Origin of the sequence: Rhodococcus sp. YH1 (assembly GCF_009939605.1) — a bacterium.
GTDB classification, from domain to species: Bacteria; Actinomycetota; Actinomycetes; order Mycobacteriales; family Mycobacteriaceae; genus Rhodococcus; species Rhodococcus aetherivorans.
Window position 1 is genome coordinate 1 of the sequence record NZ_WVTE01000030.1, and the last position, 16,887, is coordinate 16,887.

Below are 16,887 nucleotides of genomic sequence, written 5' to 3' on the forward strand. Positions count from 1 at the left end.
GCCCCGAACGGCTCGCTCCAGTAGAGGGCGCCGATCTCGAAGCCCTGCACCACGCCGGGCTTGCCGGGGGTGGCGACCTCGTCGGCCACCGGGTAGCCCAGCGGGCCGCCCTCCCAGCCCTGCCGCGCCCACTCGTCGCGGATGGCGCCGCGCACGGCGTGCGCCCCGGTCTGCGGGGTCCAGTAGATCGAGCCCTGCTGGAAGTGGTTGAACCGGCCGCGGCCGTCGGGGGTGCCGCGTTCCTCCGTGGTCGGGTAGCCGAGCGGGCCCCCCGGGCCGCCCGCGGCCTGGTAGGCCCCGCCGATCGCACCCGCCACCGGGCGGGCCCCGCCGTCGGTGGAGGAGAAGATCCGGCCGAAGCGGAAGTCCTGGACGCGCCCGCCCGCGACGGCGTACTCCGGCGTGAGGCAGTCGCCGATCCAGGGACCGGCGGCCGCTGCGTCGCCGATCGCGCCGGCGGCGCTGCAGTTAGGCTTCGTGACCTCCACTCCGAGGGCGTTGGCCAGCTGCGGCCACAGCTGGTGCAGCTCGAACTCCCAGTACGGCCACGAGTGGGTGCCCGACGGCCGGTAGACCACCTGCGCAGGGATGCCGATCTTGTTGAGCTTGGTGGCGAACGCCTGCGAGGTGAGCCGCGACAGGATCTCGAGGCCCATGCCGGCGTAGTTCGTGCTCACGCCCGGGATACCCGACGGCTGGTCGTACGGGCCGGTGCTGCCGCTGCCACTGGAGACGTACAGGCTCACGCCCTCGAGCTTGTCCGCCAGCAGGTACGGATCGTGGGCGGCCCACTGCTCGCCGCCGGGGGTACCCCACATGGCCGACGAATCGAAGCCGCCGGCGTCCTGCATCGCGTACTGGATGGCCTGCGGCATGCCCAGGGTGGTGGTGGTGAGGATGCCGGAGAGCGACCCCGCGAACTTGAAGAAGCCGGGGTTGCGCGCGGGCAGGAACATCGCAGCGGTGCCGCCCATCGACAGGCCGACGACGCCGCGGTCCTTCGTGGTGCGCCAGTTGCCCTCGAGGATCGGCGGGAGCTCCTTGGTCAGGAATGTCTCCCACTGGTAGTTGCGCCCGTTGTTCTGGTCCATCCAGTCGGCGTAGAAGCTGGACTGCCCGCCCACCGGCAGCACCACGTTGACATTCTTGTCCGCGAAGAAGGCCTCGGCGTCCGTCTCGATCGTCCAGCCGCTCTCGTCGTCGCGGGCGCGCAGGCCGTCGAGCATGTAGACGGCGGGGAACCGCGCCTCGGGTTCGATGTTCCAGTCCCGGGCGAGCAGCAGCTGCACCTGAATGGGGGTGCCCATGGCCGGCGAGTTCACCCACAGGGCCACGCGCCGGTCGGTCAGCCAGTCGACGCGCTGCACCGTGACCCCGGCCGGGGCCTGCACGGCGGTCGGCTCGCTGCGGTCCACCGGCTCCGCATACGCGGCCCCGGCCGCGAGAGTTCCGGCGACGAGGGGCGCGACGAGCGCGGCGGCGACCGCCCCGAGGACCCGACGGGCACGCGGCGCCGGCTGCTGGGCGCGCACGGTTCGACGTCCGCCAAGCACTGTTCGCATCGGCATCGCTCACTTTCTGCGTTGCTGGGGCGTCGGCGGGCGACCGGGCCCCGCGTCTCGAAGACTGTTTCTACACGTGAACGGACGCCGGGTGGGGGCGCCGCGCTGTGACGGGTGTGGTTTTTGTCAACGATCCGCGAAACGGCGCATGCCGCCCCTCGTCCCTCGCGGGTCGTGGGGCGGCATGCGTACCGTCAGTGTGCGCCGGGGAGTTCGGCGCGATCAGTAGGCGTTCAGTGCCTCGAGGATCTGGGGGCGAGCCTTCCACAGCTCCTCTTCCCAGTACTTCCAGGAGTGCGTGCCGCGCGCCGGGAAGTCGAAGCGGGCCTGGATGCCGAGGGTGGCCAGCTTGATCTGGAAGGCGCGGGTCTGGGCGAGCGCGAGCGCCTCGAGGCCCATGGCGTTGGCCGTGTTGTAGACACCGACCAGGCCCTGCGGGGTGTCGTGCTGGCCGGGCAGGCCGCTGGCGGCCGAGATGTACATCGACAGGCCGGCGAGCTTCGGCGCGAACACGAACGGGTCGTTGCGCAGCCACGCCGGGCTCCACGGCGGGCCCCACATCGAGTCGACGTTGAAGCGGCCGGCGTCGAGCATCGCGACGCGGATGGCCTCACGCATGCCCGGGGCCGACAGGTTCAGGTAGCCGGAGAGCGACGAGGCGAACTTGAACTGGTCGCGGTGGTAGGCCGCCAGGGTCAGCGCGGCGCTGCCGCCCATCGAGAGGCCGAGGATGCCGTTGTTGCTGCGCGAGACGCCGCGGGTGGCGAGGTAGTCCGGCAGCTTCTCCGTCAGGAACGTCTCCCACTTGTAGGTGACGTCCTGGCCGTTGAGATTGCTGGGCGCGTACCAGTCCGTGTAGAAGCTCGACTGGCCGCCGACCGGCATCACCAGGGTGACGTTGTCGTTGGCGAACTGGTCGCGGGCGTTGGTCTCGAAGCTCCAGGCGTTCGCGTCGTCGCGGGCACGCAGGCCGTCGAGCAGGTACAGCGCCGCGTCACCGCCGCGGGCGGCCCACTGGATCTGCACCTTGATCGGGCCCATGTCGGAGTCGACGAAGACTTCCTCGAAACCGCCGGCCGGTGCCCGATGCGAGATCGGGGCGGCGGCTGCGGGAGCGGCGAGCGCGGCGGTGCTTCCGGCGACGCCGGCGGCAACCGGCAGAACGAGGGCTGCGGCACCCACGCCGAGCACGCGCCTGCGGAGGCGCTGCGACAACCTCGGGACAAAACGCATGAACAATGCTCTCTTTCTCGATCTGCGGCGTCCGCGTGCGCGTCCCCCGTCGGATACCGGCGGCGACGACCGAGCGGGCCGTCGCAAGTCACACTGCGGTCAAGACTGTAAAGGACACCGTGAGCTCTGACAAACCCCCGGTAACCCAGGTCAACGAACCGTGTGTCGGCTTCGATATCGGCCTGCACCCCCGATGCGTTACACATCCGTTATCGACTGTGATCATACCGAGATACGCCCGGCGGACCGCACGGGCCCACCGGGGCGAAAACGACATCGATGTAATTCGCGGGCCGGACGACCGCGTCAGCCCCCGTCGCGCGGGGGCGGAAGCGCGAGGCCGCAGCGCTGGATCTCGTATTTCGGCACCCGGTCGAAGCGGTAGTCCGCATAGTCGAACGCGTTGCGGAAATTCCGCTTGAACAGTGGCCACGTCAGTTCCGCGCGGGAGGACGCGAGCAGTTCCTGCGTCTGCGGGCACGTCAGCGCCACCTGCGCCTGCGCCACCCAGTCCTCGTCCAGATAGGCCGGCAGCCACGGGTGCACGTCCACCATTCCCGTGTCGGCGACGACCCAGTCGGGGTAGAGCAGCTTGTCGTGCCCGATGCGCCCGTCCTCGAGCCGCTCGGTGTGCGCCGCCAGCGGGTACGCCAGCCCCATCTGGTCGAGCACCTGCACGTCGAGCCCGACGTTCATGCTGGTCATGCCGAGGTTGAGGAAGTAGACCGTGTGGCCGGCTCCGCCCGGCGGCACCGGCCCCGGCGGCGGCACGACGTCCCATGCGTCGAACGACGGTGTCGGCAGCAGCAGCCCGCCGTCGGGGGTGTTGGAGATCGCCTCGACCATCGCCCGCATGCGCGGGTAGTCGAGGTAGTCCTCGGCCCGGACGGGATGCAGGTGGCCCGTGTTGAGGGCGTAGAACGCCCGCTCGTCGACGATCCCGGAGCGGCCCACCACCGCACCCTCGGGCATGCCGGTGGTGTTCGCAGCGATCGCCGACCACACCACCACACCGAGCCACAGCACCCCCGCCGCCCCCGCGACGGCCGTCGCGCGAGTGCGGCCGATCTCGGCCCGCTGCGGAACCCGCAACGGAATCACGGCGACGGGAATGAGCAGACAGAACAACGGCGGCAGCAACACCCGGCCGTGCATGAAATCGCCGCCGACGCGAAGGGCGTACAGCGTGAGCAACAATGCGGCGCCGAGCATGAAGACGACCACGGCCGCGGGGGTGCGCAGCGCGCGCTGTGCGCGCGCCGGAAAGGACCCGTCCCTGTGACGGAATTCACGTTTCGGCGCGTCCTGTTCGCGGGGTCCCCGGTACCGCCACGCGAGCGCGGCACCGAGCAGCAGGAGCAGCAGCGGCAGCCACAGCAGGTACGGGCTCACCAGGTTCCCGAGGTACTCGAAGCCCTGCGCCCACTTCGCCCCGCCCGCGTCCTTGGCCACCGCCGTGTTCGGATAGGGCAGACCGTAGTAGCCCATCCGCCAGATCTGATAGCCCACCGGCACGGCACCGGCCACCGCCACCACGGCGACCCGCACCCGCCACGTGAGTCCGGCCGCGAGGAACAGCATGAGCAGGGCCGGAAGAGCGAGAAGCGCCAGTTCGGGGCGCACGAGCGGCCCGAGACCGGCGACGAACGCCGTCGCCAGCACCGACGGGGTCGACGGCAACCCCGGCACCGTCGCCCACCGCACGAGCAGCAGCCACAGCAGGGCGATCCAGCAGATCACCAGCCCGCTCTCGAGTCCGGAGGTGGCGAAGTCCCGGGCCGGGGGCACCGCGATGTAGACGAACATGCCGGCGGGCACCAGCAGGAACGTGGCACCACTGCCCCGCAGCCGCCCCCGGTACAGCCGGCCAGTGCCGAGCATCGCCAGCACCACCGCCGCGGTCGACAGCACGAGCGCCGTGGCAAGCACCACGTACTCGAGCCGCACCCCGCTGAGCCGGCCCGCCGCGTACACGAGATACGTCCACAGGGTCGACGTGTTCGCCTCGACCCGGTCGCCGGCGTTGAACACCGGGCCGTTGCCGGCCAGCAGGTTGCGCACGGTGCGCAGCACGATCAGGCCGTCGTCGGCGATCCAGCGACGCTCCCACGCGCCCCAGAACATCAGCAGGGCCGTCAGCGCGACTCCGCCGGAGAACACCGCGGTCGGCACCCACGGCCGCATGCCGCCCCGGCCCGCCGGCCGGGGCCGGCGGGCCGGGGCGCCGAGATCCTCGTCGAGGTCAGAAGAGGTAGACAGCACCGCCGACCGCCCCGATCCAGGCCAGCGCGAGGAGTTGCAGCACCCGGTCCTTCAGGGCGATCTCCTCCGGTTCGCCGGCCTCCCCGCCGTCCACGTCGACCGCGTACCGCAGGATCGCGATCACGAACGGAATCATCGAGATCGCGAACCAGTTGGTGTCGTTGGCCTGGTCGCGCTCGAACGCCCACAGGCCGTAACAGATGACGACCGCCGTCGCCGACAGCGTCCACACGAACCGCAGGTAGGTGCCCGTGTAGTACTCGAGCGACTTGCGGATCTTCGCGCCGGTCCGCTCCGCGAGCCGCAGCTCCGCGTACCGCTTGCCGGCCGCCATGAACAGCGAGCCGAATGCCATGATCAGCAGGAACCACTGCGACAGCAGGATCTCCGCGGCCACGCCACCGGCGATCGCCCGGATGAGGAACCCGGAGGAGACGATGGCGATGTCCAGCACCGGCTGGTGCTTGAGCCCGAAGCAGTAGGCCAGCTGGACGGTGATGTACACCGCCATCACCACCGCGAGCTGCCAGTTCGCCAGGAACGACAGGCCGATCGAGCCGACGAGCAGCACCACCGCCATGCCGTAGGCCAGGTTCACCGGCAGCACGCCGGCGGCGATCGGGCGGAACCGCTTCGTGGGATGGGCGCGGTCGGCCTCGACGTCCATCGCGTCGTTGACCAGGTAGATGCCCGACGCGGCCATGCAGAACACCACGAAGGCCAGGGCGACCGGGATCAGGACGTCCAGCTCGGTCGCCGAGCCGGCCGCGAGGGGCGCGGCCAGCACCAGCACGTTCTTCACCCACTGCCGGGGGCGAACCGCCTTGACGATGCCCTCGGCCAGATTCTTCGGAGGCGCCGCGACGGCTACCGGTTCCTCGCTCATCTCTCTCCAAACTTCTTCTCGGCCCGCACGACGGCCGCGGCGGACGCGGCGCCGAGCGCGGCGCCCGCCAGCACGTCCGTCGGATAGTGGACGCCGAGCACGAGGCGGGACAGCAACATCGGCGGGACCAACACCGCCGGTAAGGGTAGCCCGGTCAGCCGACCGAGCAGCACGGCAGCGGCCGTCGTCGAGGTGGCGTGCGAGGACGGGAAGCTGAGCCGGCTCGGGGTCGACACGTTGACCCGGATGGTCGGGTCCACGGGCCGGGGACGCCGCACGACCCGCTTGACCACGATGGACGCGGCGTGGGCGCCCACGGCGCCGACCGCGACCCCGGCCCACCGCCGCCGGCGCGGGCGGTCGACCAGTGCGCCGACGCCGCCGATCACCGCCCAGCCGAGGGCGTGCTCACCGAAGTGCGACAGCCCACGGGCCGCGGCGATCGCTCCCGGCCGGGAGCCGACCGTGGCCTGCACGGCCTGCAGCACCTGGATCTCCGCCTCGGTGGTCGGCCATTCACGACTCGAAGACACGCTCCCACTCCTCCTTGCTCGTCAGGGCGGGAACCGCGGCCTGGTACTCGTTCTTCAACTCGGGGAACCTGCGTGCCAGCTCGCGGCGCAGCCGCACGGCCTCGGACAGCAGAGCCTGTGCCTGCCGAGGGTCGCGCTTACGGTAGACGACGCCGCGCCCGTCCGCGGTGGTCACGGTCACACCGTCCACCTGCGACAGCAGGAACCAGCGGGCGTCGAGGGTCGGCACGTTCAGCTGCGGACGCTGGTGGTGTTCCGGATGCGCCGGCCGCACGTTGTGCACCAGGCCCTTGGCGAGCCGCACCATCTTGCGCACCGCCCCGCGCGGCTCGCCGACCGCCCCGACCTCGGCGCCGGACGGCAGCGGCAGCTCGGTCGACGACGGCAGCACCACGGCGTCGGAGAACCGCTTGCGCAGCGCGTGCACCTCCCCGAGCGCGGTGGGCAGCAGTTCGAACAGGCGGTCCGGGCCGGCGAGAAAGTCCTCGATCGCCTTGTTCTGGATCGCCACCGTCGAGTACTCGAGGCACAGCAGGTGCTTGAGCGTGGCCTTGACGGTGTCGAGCACCAGGCCGCGTCCGTCGCCCGGCATGTGCAGGGCCGCCACGACGAGGCGGTTGCGCAGGTGGAAGTACGCCTGCCAGTCGATGGCGTCGTCCTTGTCGCTCCACGCCATGTGCCAGATCGCGACGCCCGGCATGGTGACGGTCGGGTAGCCGGCGGCGCGGGCCCGCAGCCCGTACTCGGCGTCGTCCCACTTGATGAACAGCGGCAGCGGCTGACCGATCTCCTCGGCCACCTGCCGCGGGATCATGCACATCCACCAGCCGTTGTAGTCGACGTCGATGCGCCGGTGCAGCAGACGCGACTGCTCGCGGTCGCGCAGCGGCTTGGTGGAGAAGTCGTGGTCGTACTCGACGTTCGGCGCGGCCGTCCACATGAAGTCGGCGCGGTTGATCACCTCGCCCATCGTGTGCAGGTGGCTGCGTTCCTGCAGGTTGAGCATCTGGCCGCCGACGAGCATCGGGCTCTTGGCGAACCGGGACAGCGCCAGCGCGCGCAGGACCGAGTCCGGTTCCAGCTCGATGTCGTCGTCCATGAACAGGATGTACGGGCAGTCGGTGGTCTTCAGCGCCTCGTACATGATGCGGCTGTAGCCGCCCGAACCGCCGAGGTTGCCCTGGTCGTGGATGGCGAGCCGGTCGCCGAGCGCGGCCGCCGCCGCGGTGAAACCGGGCTCGTCGCGAACCTTCCGGGTGCCCTGGTCCGGGATGATCACGGCGTCCACGACGTCGAGGACCAGCGGATCGGAGGCGAGGGCGACGAGGGCCTTCACGCAGTCCGTGGGGCGGTTGAAGGTGGGGATGCCCACGGCGACGGACGCCTCGCCGGGTGCCTCGACCGGCGCGTACCAGCCCGCCGAGCGCAGCGTGACGTCCGAGTCGGTGGTGATGTCGAACCAGATCCAGCCACCGTCCTCGAACGGGCCGAGATCGATCTCGAACTCGACCGTCGCGGCGTCGTCCCCGGCGGGGGCGCCGCCGGAGAACTCGCGGCCCTCGACGTGGATGCGGCTCGCGTCGGCCTTCGAGCGGTACACGTCGGCCCGGCCGTGGCCGGTGAGCTCGAGCCGCAGCACCACGGAGGTGAGCGTGCTCCACCGTCGCCAGTAGCTCGCCGGGAAGGCGTTGAAGTAGGTGCACATCGACACTTCGGACTCGGCGCCGATGTTCAGCGACGTCCGGCCGACGGCGTGCGCGCGCCGTGCGTTGGTCGGCGATTCCTCCAGGTAGAGGGTGCGCACGTCGAGCGGTTCACCCGGGCGCGGCAGGATCACCCGCTGCAGCAGTGCCCTGCCGAGCAGCTCGGATTCCGGCGCGACGGGCTCGGCCAGCTGGTGCCGGGCGCTCACGAGGCGTCCCCCGCCAGCGGCGTGCCCGACTCGAAGTACGGGAGGAGGGCGTTGTCGAACATGCTCAGCGCGCTCGCGATGGCCATGTGCATGTCGAGGTACTGGTAGGTGCCGAGCCGGCCGCCGAACAGCACCTTGTTCTCCGCGGCCTCCCGCTTGGCCCGCTCCCGGTAGGCCGAGAGCGTGGCCCGGTCCTCCGGGGTGTTGATCGGGTAGTACGGCTCGTCGTCGTTGCCGGCGAAGCGCGAGTACTCGCGCATGATCACCGTCTTGTCCGTGGGGTAGCCGTCCCGCTCGGGGTGGAAGTGCCGGAACTCGTGGATGCGGGTGTAGGGCACGTCGGCGTCGTTGTAGTTCATCACCGGGGTTCCCTGGAAGTCGCCGGTGGGCAGCACCTCGGTCTCGAAGTCGAGGGTGCGCCAGCCGAGGCGGCCCTCGGCGTAGTCGAAGTAGCGGTCGAGCGGCCCGGTGTAGACGACGGGGGCGCCGGGGCTCGCGGCGCGGATCTCGTCGCGCACCTCGAACCAGTCGGTGTCGAGCCGCACCTCGATCTTCTCGTCCTTCGCCATGTTCTCGAGCCACGCGGTGTAGCCGTCGACGGGCAGGCCCTCGTAGGTGTCGTTGAAGTACCGGTTGTCGAAGGTGTAGCGGACCGGCAGGCGGGTGATGTTGCCGGCGGGCAGTTCCTTCGGGTCGGTCTGCCACTGCTTGGCGGTGTAGTCGCGCACGAACGCCTCGTAGAGCGGCCGGCCGATCAGGGAGATGGCCTTCTCCTCGAGGTTCTGCGCCTCCGCGGTGTCGATCTCGGCGGCCTGCTCCTTGATCAGGGCACGCGCCTCCTCGGGGCTGAAGTACCGGCCGAAGAACTGGGACACCAGCCCGAGACCCATCGGGAACTGGTAGGCCTGGCCCTTGTGCATCGCGAACACGCGGTGCTGGTAGTTCGTGAAATCGGTGAACTGGTTCACGTAGTCCCACACCCGCTTGTTGGAGGTGTGGAACAGGTGGGCGCCGTACTTGTGGATCTCGATGCCCGTCTCGGGCTCGGGCTCCGAGTAGGCGTTGCCGCCGAGGTGGTGGCGGCGCTCGACGACGAGAACGCGTTTGCCGAGTTGCGTGGCGGCACGCTCGGCGATCGTCAGTCCGAAGAACCCGGAGCCGACGACGATCAGGTCGTACTCACGGGTGGCAGGCTGGGGCGAGGGTGCAGCAGTCACGGAAGACCAGGGTAGGCGACCCGCGGGGCCGTGCGCGTTTCCGGTAGCGGGAGCGACCGGAAACGCGCACGGGTCAGGCCAGGTGGGCCCGCAGGGCGGACCGGACGAATTCCGCACCCGCCGGGCCGCCGTAGTTCGCGGCGAAGCGCTCGTCCGCGACGTACATCTCTGCCAGCCCCAGGACGTACTCCCGGTTCGGCTCCTCCCCGTGGCCCGGGGTACCGGGGATGCTGCCGAGCCACGCGACGTGGCGACGGGCCAGGTCCTGCCCCTCCGGGCCGGCCGGATCGAGACCGGCGGCCGCGGCGGCCGTCCAGTCCGCGCCCAGGCGGGCCGCGACGGACTTCCAGTCGTCGCGCTCGGCCTCGCTCATGCCACGCCACCAGCGGTCACTACTGTCGTAGGCGTCCTGGCCCCAGCGTTCGATCACCTCGTCGCGGTACTGCGTGTGGTCGAATCCGTCGAACACTTCGTTCGCCATCAGTTCCTCTCCTCTCTCGGTTCTGCGGATGGTGGTGCGCACCGACTCGATCTGCCGGGCCAGCCGCCGCTGCTCGTGCTCGAGCAGTTCCAGATGCACGCGCAGCGCCGCGGTGGCGTCGCGATGGCCGTCGAGCACCTCGGCGACGGCCGGCAGTCCCAGGCCGAGGTCGCGCAGCAGCAGGATGCGCTGCAGCCGGACCAGGGCGTCGGCGTCGTAGAACCGCATGCCGCCCGGGCCGGTGCGACTGGGCTCGAGCACGCCCACGTCGCCGTAGTGCCGCAGGGTGCGGCTGGTGACGCCGGCCGCGCGGGCCAGTTCCTGGATGGACCATTCGCCTTTCATCGCGGGCCTCTCTCGTCGGGTACGCCCAGGATGCGTCTTGACGTCGCGTCAACGTCAAGCCCGTTCGGATCCCGTTCGTCCGGATCGGCGCCTACGGTTTCCCTGGACGCTCCGGCCGGAAGGAGAAACGGTATGACGCTGATCGGCGGACTGCCCGCTCACCCGCTGCTCGTGCACGCGGTCGTCGTGCTGGTGCCTCTGGTGTCGACGGGGCTGATCCTGTGCGCGCTGTGGCCGGCCGCGCGCCGGCACCTCCTGTGGCCGGTCGTGGTGCTGGCGGCCGCGGCGCTGGTGCTGACGCCGCTCACCGCCGAGACCGGCGAGCAGCTCGCCGGCGCCCTGGGCGACACCCCGCTGATCGAGGCCCACGAGGAACTCGGCGAGACCATGACCCTCGTCGTCGCGCTGTTGTTCGCCGCGACGGCGCTGCTCGCGGGGGCGCACATGCTGCGCGGCCGCGGCGACGGCGGCGGGCGACGAGCCCTGACCGTCGTCGCGGCGGTGCTGGCCGTCGTCGCCGCGGTGGGCGCGACGGTGCAGACCGTCCGGGTCGGCGAGTCCGGCGCCGAGGCCGTGTGGACCGGCCGCGTGCCCCCCGCGACGGCCGACTGACGGAGAGATTCGACGCGCGTTCACCGCGGCGCCCGGCGCCGTTGCCGCACCCGTCGCCGCGTCCCGGCTCAATGAGAACGGTGCGCATCGTTCAGCTCGCCAACTTCTACGGCCCCCGGTCGGGCGGCCTGCGCACCGCGCTGCACCAGTGGGGCGGCGGGTACAGCGCGCGGGGGCACGACGTCACGCTGATCGTGCCCGGACCCCGTCGCGGCGAGGAACTGCTCGGCAACGGGGTCCTGCGGATCACCGTGCCGGCACCGGTCGTCCCGTGGACCGGCGGGTACCGGGTGGCCGACCCGCGGCGCGTCGCGGACGTGCTGCGCGGCCTGCGGCCCGACGCGGTGGAGGTGTCGGACCGGTTGACGCTGCGCGGATTCGGGCGGTGGGCGCGCCGGCGCGACGTGCGCAGCGTCGTCGTCTCCCACGAGCGCCTCGACCGTCTCCTCGGCCAGGTGCTGCCGGCGCCGGTCGCCCGGCGGGCCGCCGACCTGGCCAACCGGCGGATGGCCACCGACTACGACACGGTGGTGTGCACGACGGAATTCGCGAGCACGGAGTTCACCCGCATCGGCACGCCGAATCTGGTGCGGGTGCCGCTCGGCGTGGACCTGGACCGCTTCCACCCCGCCCGCCACGACCGCCGCCTGCGCGAGCGGCTCCTACCGGACTCGTCCCGGCTGCTGCTGCACTGCGGCCGGCTGTCCGTCGAGAAGAAGGTGGAGCGCAGCATCGACGCGGCGCGCCTGCTGCACCGGCGCGGGCACGACGTCCACCTGGTCGTCGCCGGCGACGGGCCGCGACGTCACGCCCTGGAGCACAAGGCGAAAGGGCTCCCGGTGACGTTCACCGGATTCATCGGCGACCCCGATCGGCTGGCCGCGCTGTTCGCCACCGCCGACGTCTCGCTGGCCCCGGGACCGCACGAGACGTTCTGCCTGTCGGCGCTCGAATCGCTGGCCGCCGGCACCCCGGTGGTGGCGTCGCGGTCGTCGGCGCTCACCGAGATCCTCACCCCCCAGTGCGGGGTACTGTCCGCCGACCGCGACGCGGCCTTCGCCGACGCGATCGACGAATTGCTGGGCGCCCCCGACCTTTTCCTGCGCCGCTCGGCGCGACGTCGCGCCGAGCAGTTCGGGTGGGCGACGTCGGTGGACAGGATGCTCGCGGTCCTCGGCGACCCCGGGCACCCGGCCGGAACCGCGCGGTAGGCCGGCCGGACGAGATCGCCGCCAGCGCAGCCCCACCCGTCCACACGCCGGCGGCGGCGAGGGCGGTCGCGGAGAACGACGAGGCCGTCGCGGCGATCTGCGGCCCCAGCCCCGCGCCGACGAACAGCGCGCAGGTGTAGAGCGCCGTCCCGGCACCACGGTGCGGGCCCGAACGGTCGAGCACGAGGGCGATCAGAGCGGGGGCGATCACCGCCACGCAGAACGTGATCGCGGCGAAGGCGGCCACCGGCGCGTCCTGCGCCACCGTCGCGCAGGCCGCCGCCACGAGGAGGAAGACGACGATGCGGTGCCCGGTCCGGATCCGGCCGAGCAGACCCGACAGCAGCGGTGCCGCGACGATCGCCGGCAGCGCCGACGCCCGGAAGACCAGCAGCTCGTCGGGATCCGCCACCACGGCGAAGCGTTGGACGCCGGTGTGGAGTGCCACGAAACCGGCCAGCACCGTGGCGGTGACCGCCAGCACGGCGACGGTGCGTGCCGATCCGAGCAGCGCGACGGCCCCCGTCACCGGCTGCGGCCCGGGTCGCGGCGGTGGTTCGTCGTCGACCGCGGCGAGCACCGCCACCGTCGCCACGGCGAACAGGACAGCACCGATCCCGAAGAACCACCGCCATCCGGCGAGCGCGGACACGGCCTGGGCGGCGATCTGCCCGAGGACGACGGACGCGAGGAAGGACCCGGTGAGCACCGACAGTGCCGTCGCCCGGCGAGCCACCGCGATCCGGGTGCCGACGTACGCGAAGGCGGCAGGCGCGAACGCCGCGGCCACCGCGCCCTGCAGCACCCGCGCGGCGATCATCCACGTCGCGTCCCGGGCGGTGGCGACCAGCACGGTGGCCGGGACGAGCGCACCCAGACCCGTCAGCAGGGTCCGCCGCGGTCCGATGCGGTCGACGACGGCGCCCCAGGCGAGGAACCCCACCGCATAGGCGATGCCGAACGCGGTGTGGGTCACGGTGACCCGCTGCGCGTCGAGGCCCAGGTCGTCGGCGAGGACACCGAACACGGGGATCACGGCGTAGAGCTGGGACAGCACGAGCACCGCGAGGAGTCCGAGCAGTACGACGACCGGGAGGAACGCCGCCACGGCATCCCCCTCGCCGGACGACCGGTCCCGGGGCGAGGCGAGATCCGGCTCCGTCATTCGGGCAGCCCCAGCACGACCTTCCCGAGCACCCCACCCTCGACCGCCTCGTGCGCCGCCGCCACCTCGTGCAGGGGGAACCACACCGTCGGCAACGGGGTGAGCGCGCCGTCCTCGAGTGCCGCCGTGATGCCGCGCACCGCGTCCTCCTGGGCTCGCGGACCGATGGTGTAGACGAGCAGGAAATGGGTTCGGAGGTTCCGGGCCATCAACCGCTGCACGGGAATCGGCGGCGGTTCGGGTTCGGGGGCGTACACGACGACGGTGCCGTGGTCGGCGAGCACCTTGAGGTCGAGGTCGAGGTTGCGTCCCAGGGCGAGTTCCAGAATGCGCCCGACGCCGTCCGGCGCGGCGGCCCGCAGCGCCGCGGCGGCCTCGGAGCTGCGGTAGTCGACCACCACGGACGCCCCCGCCGCGCGCGCGAGCCGTGCCTTCTCGTCCGTGCTCGCCGTGGCCAGCACCGTGGCACCGGCCCGGCTCGCCAGCTGCACGGCCGCATTCCCCACCGCGCCGGCCCCGCCCGCCACCAGCACGGTCGCACCGTCGAGCGGACCGTCCGCGAACAGGGCGTGCCATGCGGTCATGAACGGGATGCCGAGCCCGGCGGCGAGCTCGTCCCCGACGTGCTCGGGCAGGTTCACCGCCTGCCGATCGGGGACACACGTCCACTGGGCTGCGGTGCCGTGCCGGCGCCGCCACGCGGCGTTCCACACCCACACCCGGGAACCGATGCGGCCGGGATCGGCACCCGGCCCCACTGCGTCGACCACTCCGACGCCGTCCGAGTGCGGGATCTGCCACTGCAGCGGCGTCCCCCGGCCGTGCAGCCGGGCCCGCCAATCGGACGGGTTGACCGCGGACAGCCGGAGGCGGACCCGCACCTCCCCCGGCCCGGGCTCCGGCCGCGGCATCCGGCGAACGTCGAGCACGTCCCGGGCCGCGCCGAGGCGCTCGTACACCGCCGCGAGCATGTCCGGCACCGTCAGACTCCCGCCCGTGCGGTCTCGATGCGGGTGTCGAGGGTGGCGTACTCGTCGAGCGCCCGGGCAACGGCGACGTCGACCGGCAGCACCGGGGTGAAGCCGAAGAGCTCGGTGATCCGCTCCAACCGGGCCGGCAGGTCACCGCCCACCACGTGGAACGGAATCGCCAGTTCCGCCATGATCTCCTCGAGCATGCGGTCGGCCCGGGCACGGAAGTGCTCGTTGACCGGACGATGCCCGTCCGCGCTGAGCGGCAGCTCGTTGGGCAGGTGCACGAAGGCGTCGAACGTCTCCTTCACGTGCCGCTTGAACGCCTTGCCCAGTTCGGCGACGACGTCCTCGAAGTAGGCCAGTTCGGGCGTGCGCGGCACGGGTACCCCTTCGCCCAGGCCCACCGACTCGTTCGGGTTGATGCCGTAGGTGACCCGGACGGAGCCGTAGATCCACTCCTGCAGCGACGAACCGTCGGAGATGAACCCGTCCCACAGGTTCCGTTCGTGGATCGCCCGATCGACGTGCCGGACGACGATCATCTGCAGCAGCTCCGCGGACGTGCATTCCTCGAGCGTCTTCCCGGGGGCGGCCTCGGGGAGGATCTCCCGCATCGTCTTCGCCCGGGTACGGGGGATGCCCGTGTACTCGGACAACGCGATGGAGGTCAGTGTCTTTCCGGAGGAATAGGTTCCCGAGATTCCCAAGCGCATTGCGCGTGCCTTTCCGTCGCGGTGTTCGCGGTGGTCAGAAGTTGGCCGCGAGCTTCTGTGCGTGCGCCACATGGCCGGCCAGGTCCTCGTCGGGGGCGCCGGTCAGAACGGTCGGGGCGAACCGGACGACCTCGGTGTCGGTGATGCCGACGAAGCGCAGCCAGTCGTCGAAGAAGGTGGTGGCGAAGTCCGCGCCGAACTCGAGCGGCACGCCCGGCGCGTAGACCCCGCTGGTGTAGACGGCGAGAGCCCGCTTGCCGGTCAGCAGCCCCTCGTATCCGGTGGCGGGGTCGAAGCCGAACGCCCAGCCGGGCTGCGTGACGATGTCGATCCACTGCTTGAGGACGTACGGCACACCCGCGTTCCACATCGGCACGTTGAACACGTACACGTCGGCCGCCGCGAACCGGTCGAACACGGCCCGGGCCGCGTCCCACGCCGCCTTCTGCTCGGCGGTCTGTTCCTGACCGCCGAAGACGGCCATCTTGGCGTCGGCGGCGACCGTGCCGAACTCCGGCAGGTCCGCGGAGAACAGGTCGAGGGTGTCGACCTCGAGGTCGGGCCGGCGATCCGCCAGCGCCTCGACGAAGGCCCGTGCGATGGCGAGGGACTGGCTGTGTTCGCCACGGGCAGAGGCGTTCACATGCAGGAGCTTGGTCATCGGGATCCTCTCGGAAGATGTCGTCGCAGGCCGCGGGTGCCGACGAGCAGGCCGCCACCCGCACACGCAGCTAGGCTGCAGGGGACAGCATCATCCGCGTGCCGCGGCAGCTCAAGACGGCACTTTCGAGTGCCTCGGGCACCTCGAGGTTCCCGGGCTGCGGCGGGGCGCGGGTGCGGGGAACGGTTACGGGGGAATTCGATGACGACGACCGCCGGTGAACGACGCGAGCGGGAGAAGGCCCGGTACAGCATCTACCTGGCCGGATGCCCGGCACGTCAGGTGCTGGAGACCTTGAGCAACAAGTGGGCGACGCTGATCCTGTCGGCCCTGACGGACGGCCCGCGGCGGCACAGCGAACTGCGCCGCACGATCGCCGGCGTGAGCCAGAAGATGCTCACCACCACGCTGCGGACCCTCGAGCGTGACGGTGTCGTGGAGCGGACGGTGACGCCGTCGGTCCCGCCGCGGGTGGACTACCGCCTCACGCCCCTCGGCGAGTCCCTGGTCCCGATCGTCGCCGAGATCAAGGACTGGGCGGAGTCGAACATCGCCGACATCCTGGTGCATCGCGAGGAGTACGACCGCGCGACCCGCAACACCGGGTGACGTGGTCCGCCGCACCGACTCCCTGTGATTTCGAACGCAGTCGACGCCCGCGACGGCGGGCGGCATTGACCTGCCGCACCGTCGTCGATTGGATTCACGCCTGTGAACGCGACGTCGAAGGAAAATCGCAGAACCGAGCTGAGCATCTTCCTCCGTCGGCACCGGGCCCGGCTGTCGCCCTCGGATGTGGGCCTCGTCGCCTCGGGCCGGCGGCGCACGCCCGGTCTTCGCCGTGAGGAGGTCGCCGCGCTCGCGAACGTCGGGCTCTCCTGGTACACCTGGCTCGAGCAGGGCCGACCCATCAACGTCTCATCCCAGGTGCTCGACGCGATCTCGCGCGCCTTGCGCCTCGACGACGCGGAGCGGATCCACCTGCGGCTGCTCGCGGGTGTGCCCGACCGGTCTCCGAACACGCACCAGTGCCGGTTGACGATGTAGGCCGGCTCGCGGAAACCGTCGACGATGTACTGGAGCAGATCGTCGCGAACTGTGCTGCGCTGCTGCGTGTTCG

Annotated in this window: 15 protein-coding genes and 1 pseudogene; 4 read left to right on the plus strand and 12 right to left on the minus strand. The window is 71.3% G+C overall.

Annotated elements, in window-relative coordinates; all coding sequences use genetic code 11:
* The 8 genes from AIIKEEIJ_RS03355 to AIIKEEIJ_RS03390 form a co-directional block, all read right to left on the minus strand.
* Positions 1-1,562 (minus strand): alpha/beta hydrolase-fold protein (locus tag AIIKEEIJ_RS03355; RefSeq protein WP_238406189.1); only part of this gene is annotated, 1,562 nt, incomplete at its 3' end.
* A gap of 222 nt (positions 1,563-1,784) precedes the next feature.
* Positions 1,785-2,795, minus strand: coding sequence for an alpha/beta hydrolase (locus AIIKEEIJ_RS03360; RefSeq protein WP_029547027.1), 1,011 nt, complete (start codon positions 2,793-2,795; stop codon positions 1,785-1,787).
* A 306-nt stretch (positions 2,796-3,101) separates the two neighbouring features.
* A complete protein-coding gene (zomB, locus tag AIIKEEIJ_RS03365; protein ID WP_044476001.1) occupies positions 3,102-4,979 on the minus strand; it encodes a flagellar motor control protein ZomB in 1,878 nt (625 codons plus the stop codon).
* A gap of 58 nt (positions 4,980-5,037) precedes the next feature.
* Positions 5,038-5,943, minus strand: a complete 906-nt coding sequence (locus AIIKEEIJ_RS03370; protein WP_006937150.1) for a decaprenyl-phosphate phosphoribosyltransferase — start codon at positions 5,941-5,943, stop codon at positions 5,038-5,040.
* Positions 5,940-6,476 carry a phosphatase PAP2 family protein gene (locus AIIKEEIJ_RS03375; RefSeq protein WP_006937153.1) on the minus strand — a complete coding sequence of 179 codons (537 nt, stop codon included), beginning with the start codon at positions 6,474-6,476 and terminating at the stop codon, positions 5,940-5,942. The genes AIIKEEIJ_RS03370 and AIIKEEIJ_RS03375 overlap by 4 nt, the downstream gene beginning before the upstream one ends.
* Complete coding sequence (locus AIIKEEIJ_RS03380) at positions 6,460-8,388, minus strand: glycosyltransferase (protein ID WP_006937154.1); 1,929 nt, start codon at positions 8,386-8,388, stop codon at positions 6,460-6,462. Before AIIKEEIJ_RS03380 ends, AIIKEEIJ_RS03375 begins: the two co-directional genes overlap by 17 nt.
* A complete protein-coding gene (gene glf, locus AIIKEEIJ_RS03385) occupies positions 8,385-9,605 on the minus strand; it encodes a UDP-galactopyranose mutase (RefSeq protein WP_006937155.1) in 1,221 nt (406 codons plus the stop codon). Before glf ends, AIIKEEIJ_RS03380 begins: the two co-directional genes overlap by 4 nt.
* A 73-nt stretch (positions 9,606-9,678) precedes the next feature.
* Positions 9,679-10,431, minus strand: a complete 753-nt coding sequence (locus AIIKEEIJ_RS03390; RefSeq protein ID WP_006937156.1) for a MerR family transcriptional regulator — start codon at positions 10,429-10,431, stop codon at positions 9,679-9,681.
* Positions 10,432-10,563: 132 nt separating this feature from the next.
* On the opposite strand from AIIKEEIJ_RS03390, the gene AIIKEEIJ_RS03395 reads away from it, so the two are divergent.
* Positions 10,564-11,043 (plus strand): DUF2231 domain-containing protein, encoded by a 480-nt coding sequence (locus AIIKEEIJ_RS03395; protein WP_161994934.1) that lies wholly within the window; start codon positions 10,564-10,566, stop codon positions 11,041-11,043.
* 80 nt (positions 11,044-11,123) lie between these two features.
* The gene (locus AIIKEEIJ_RS03400; protein ID WP_161994935.1) at positions 11,124-12,254 is read left to right on the plus strand and encodes a glycosyltransferase; all 1,131 of its coding nucleotides are present in this window, start codon (positions 11,124-11,126) and stop codon (positions 12,252-12,254) included.
* A gap of 112 nt (positions 12,255-12,366) precedes the next feature.
* Here AIIKEEIJ_RS03400 and AIIKEEIJ_RS32840 read toward each other — a convergent pair.
* The 4 genes and pseudogenes from AIIKEEIJ_RS32840 to AIIKEEIJ_RS03420 form a co-directional block, all read right to left on the minus strand.
* Positions 12,367-13,419: pseudogene (locus AIIKEEIJ_RS32840) on the minus strand (MFS transporter); the annotation flags it as partial.
* A complete protein-coding gene (locus AIIKEEIJ_RS03410) occupies positions 13,416-14,390 on the minus strand; it encodes a zinc-binding dehydrogenase (RefSeq protein WP_161994939.1) in 975 nt (324 codons plus the stop codon). The gene AIIKEEIJ_RS03410 and the pseudogene AIIKEEIJ_RS32840, both read right to left, overlap by 4 nt.
* An 11-nt stretch (positions 14,391-14,401) precedes the next feature.
* A complete protein-coding gene (locus tag AIIKEEIJ_RS03415) occupies positions 14,402-15,106 on the minus strand; it encodes an AAA family ATPase (protein WP_161994937.1) in 705 nt (234 codons plus the stop codon).
* Positions 15,107-15,140: 34 nt separating this feature from the next.
* Positions 15,141-15,767 carry an FMN-dependent NADH-azoreductase gene (locus AIIKEEIJ_RS03420; protein WP_006937166.1) on the minus strand — a complete coding sequence of 209 codons (627 nt, stop codon included), beginning with the start codon at positions 15,765-15,767 and terminating at the stop codon, positions 15,141-15,143.
* Positions 15,768-15,968: 201 nt separating this feature from the next.
* Here AIIKEEIJ_RS03420 and AIIKEEIJ_RS03425 point away from each other — a divergent pair, with 201 nt between their 5' ends.
* Together AIIKEEIJ_RS03425 and AIIKEEIJ_RS03430 are read left to right on the plus strand one after the other, a co-directional pair.
* The gene (locus AIIKEEIJ_RS03425; RefSeq protein WP_006937168.1) at positions 15,969-16,376 is read left to right on the plus strand and encodes a winged helix-turn-helix transcriptional regulator; all 408 of its coding nucleotides are present in this window, start codon (positions 15,969-15,971) and stop codon (positions 16,374-16,376) included.
* 102 nt (positions 16,377-16,478) lie between these two features.
* Positions 16,479-16,814 (plus strand): helix-turn-helix domain-containing protein, encoded by a 336-nt coding sequence (locus AIIKEEIJ_RS03430; protein ID WP_161994938.1) that lies wholly within the window; start codon positions 16,479-16,481, stop codon positions 16,812-16,814.
* Positions 16,815-16,887 lie beyond the last annotated feature (73 nt).

What these genes read in the sequence shown, in the direction of transcription:
- AIIKEEIJ_RS03360 (WP_029547027.1), bottom strand. Translation starts at nt 2,795, where the DNA reads ATGCGTTTTGTCCCGAGGTTGTCGCAGCGCCTCCGCAGGCGCGTGCTC.
- zomB (WP_044476001.1), bottom strand. Translation starts at nt 4,979, where the DNA reads ATGCGGCCGTGGGTGCCGACCGCGGTGTTCTCCGGCGGAGTCGCGCTG.
- AIIKEEIJ_RS03370 (WP_006937150.1), bottom strand. Translation starts at nt 5,943, where the DNA reads ATGAGCGAGGAACCGGTAGCCGTCGCGGCGCCTCCGAAGAATCTGGCC.
- AIIKEEIJ_RS03390 (WP_006937156.1), bottom strand. Translation starts at nt 10,431, where the DNA reads ATGAAAGGCGAATGGTCCATCCAGGAACTGGCCCGCGCGGCCGGCGTC.
- AIIKEEIJ_RS03395 (WP_161994934.1), top strand. Translation starts at nt 10,564, where the DNA reads ATGACGCTGATCGGCGGACTGCCCGCTCACCCGCTGCTCGTGCACGCG.
- AIIKEEIJ_RS03410 (WP_161994939.1), bottom strand. Translation starts at nt 14,390, where the DNA reads ATGCTCGCGGCGGTGTACGAGCGCCTCGGCGCGGCCCGGGACGTGCTC.
- AIIKEEIJ_RS03415 (WP_161994937.1), bottom strand. Translation starts at nt 15,106, where the DNA reads ATGCGCTTGGGAATCTCGGGAACCTATTCCTCCGGAAAGACACTGACC.
- AIIKEEIJ_RS03420 (WP_006937166.1), bottom strand. Translation starts at nt 15,767, where the DNA reads ATGACCAAGCTCCTGCATGTGAACGCCTCTGCCCGTGGCGAACACAGC.
- AIIKEEIJ_RS03425 (WP_006937168.1), top strand. Translation starts at nt 15,969, where the DNA reads ATGACGACGACCGCCGGTGAACGACGCGAGCGGGAGAAGGCCCGGTAC.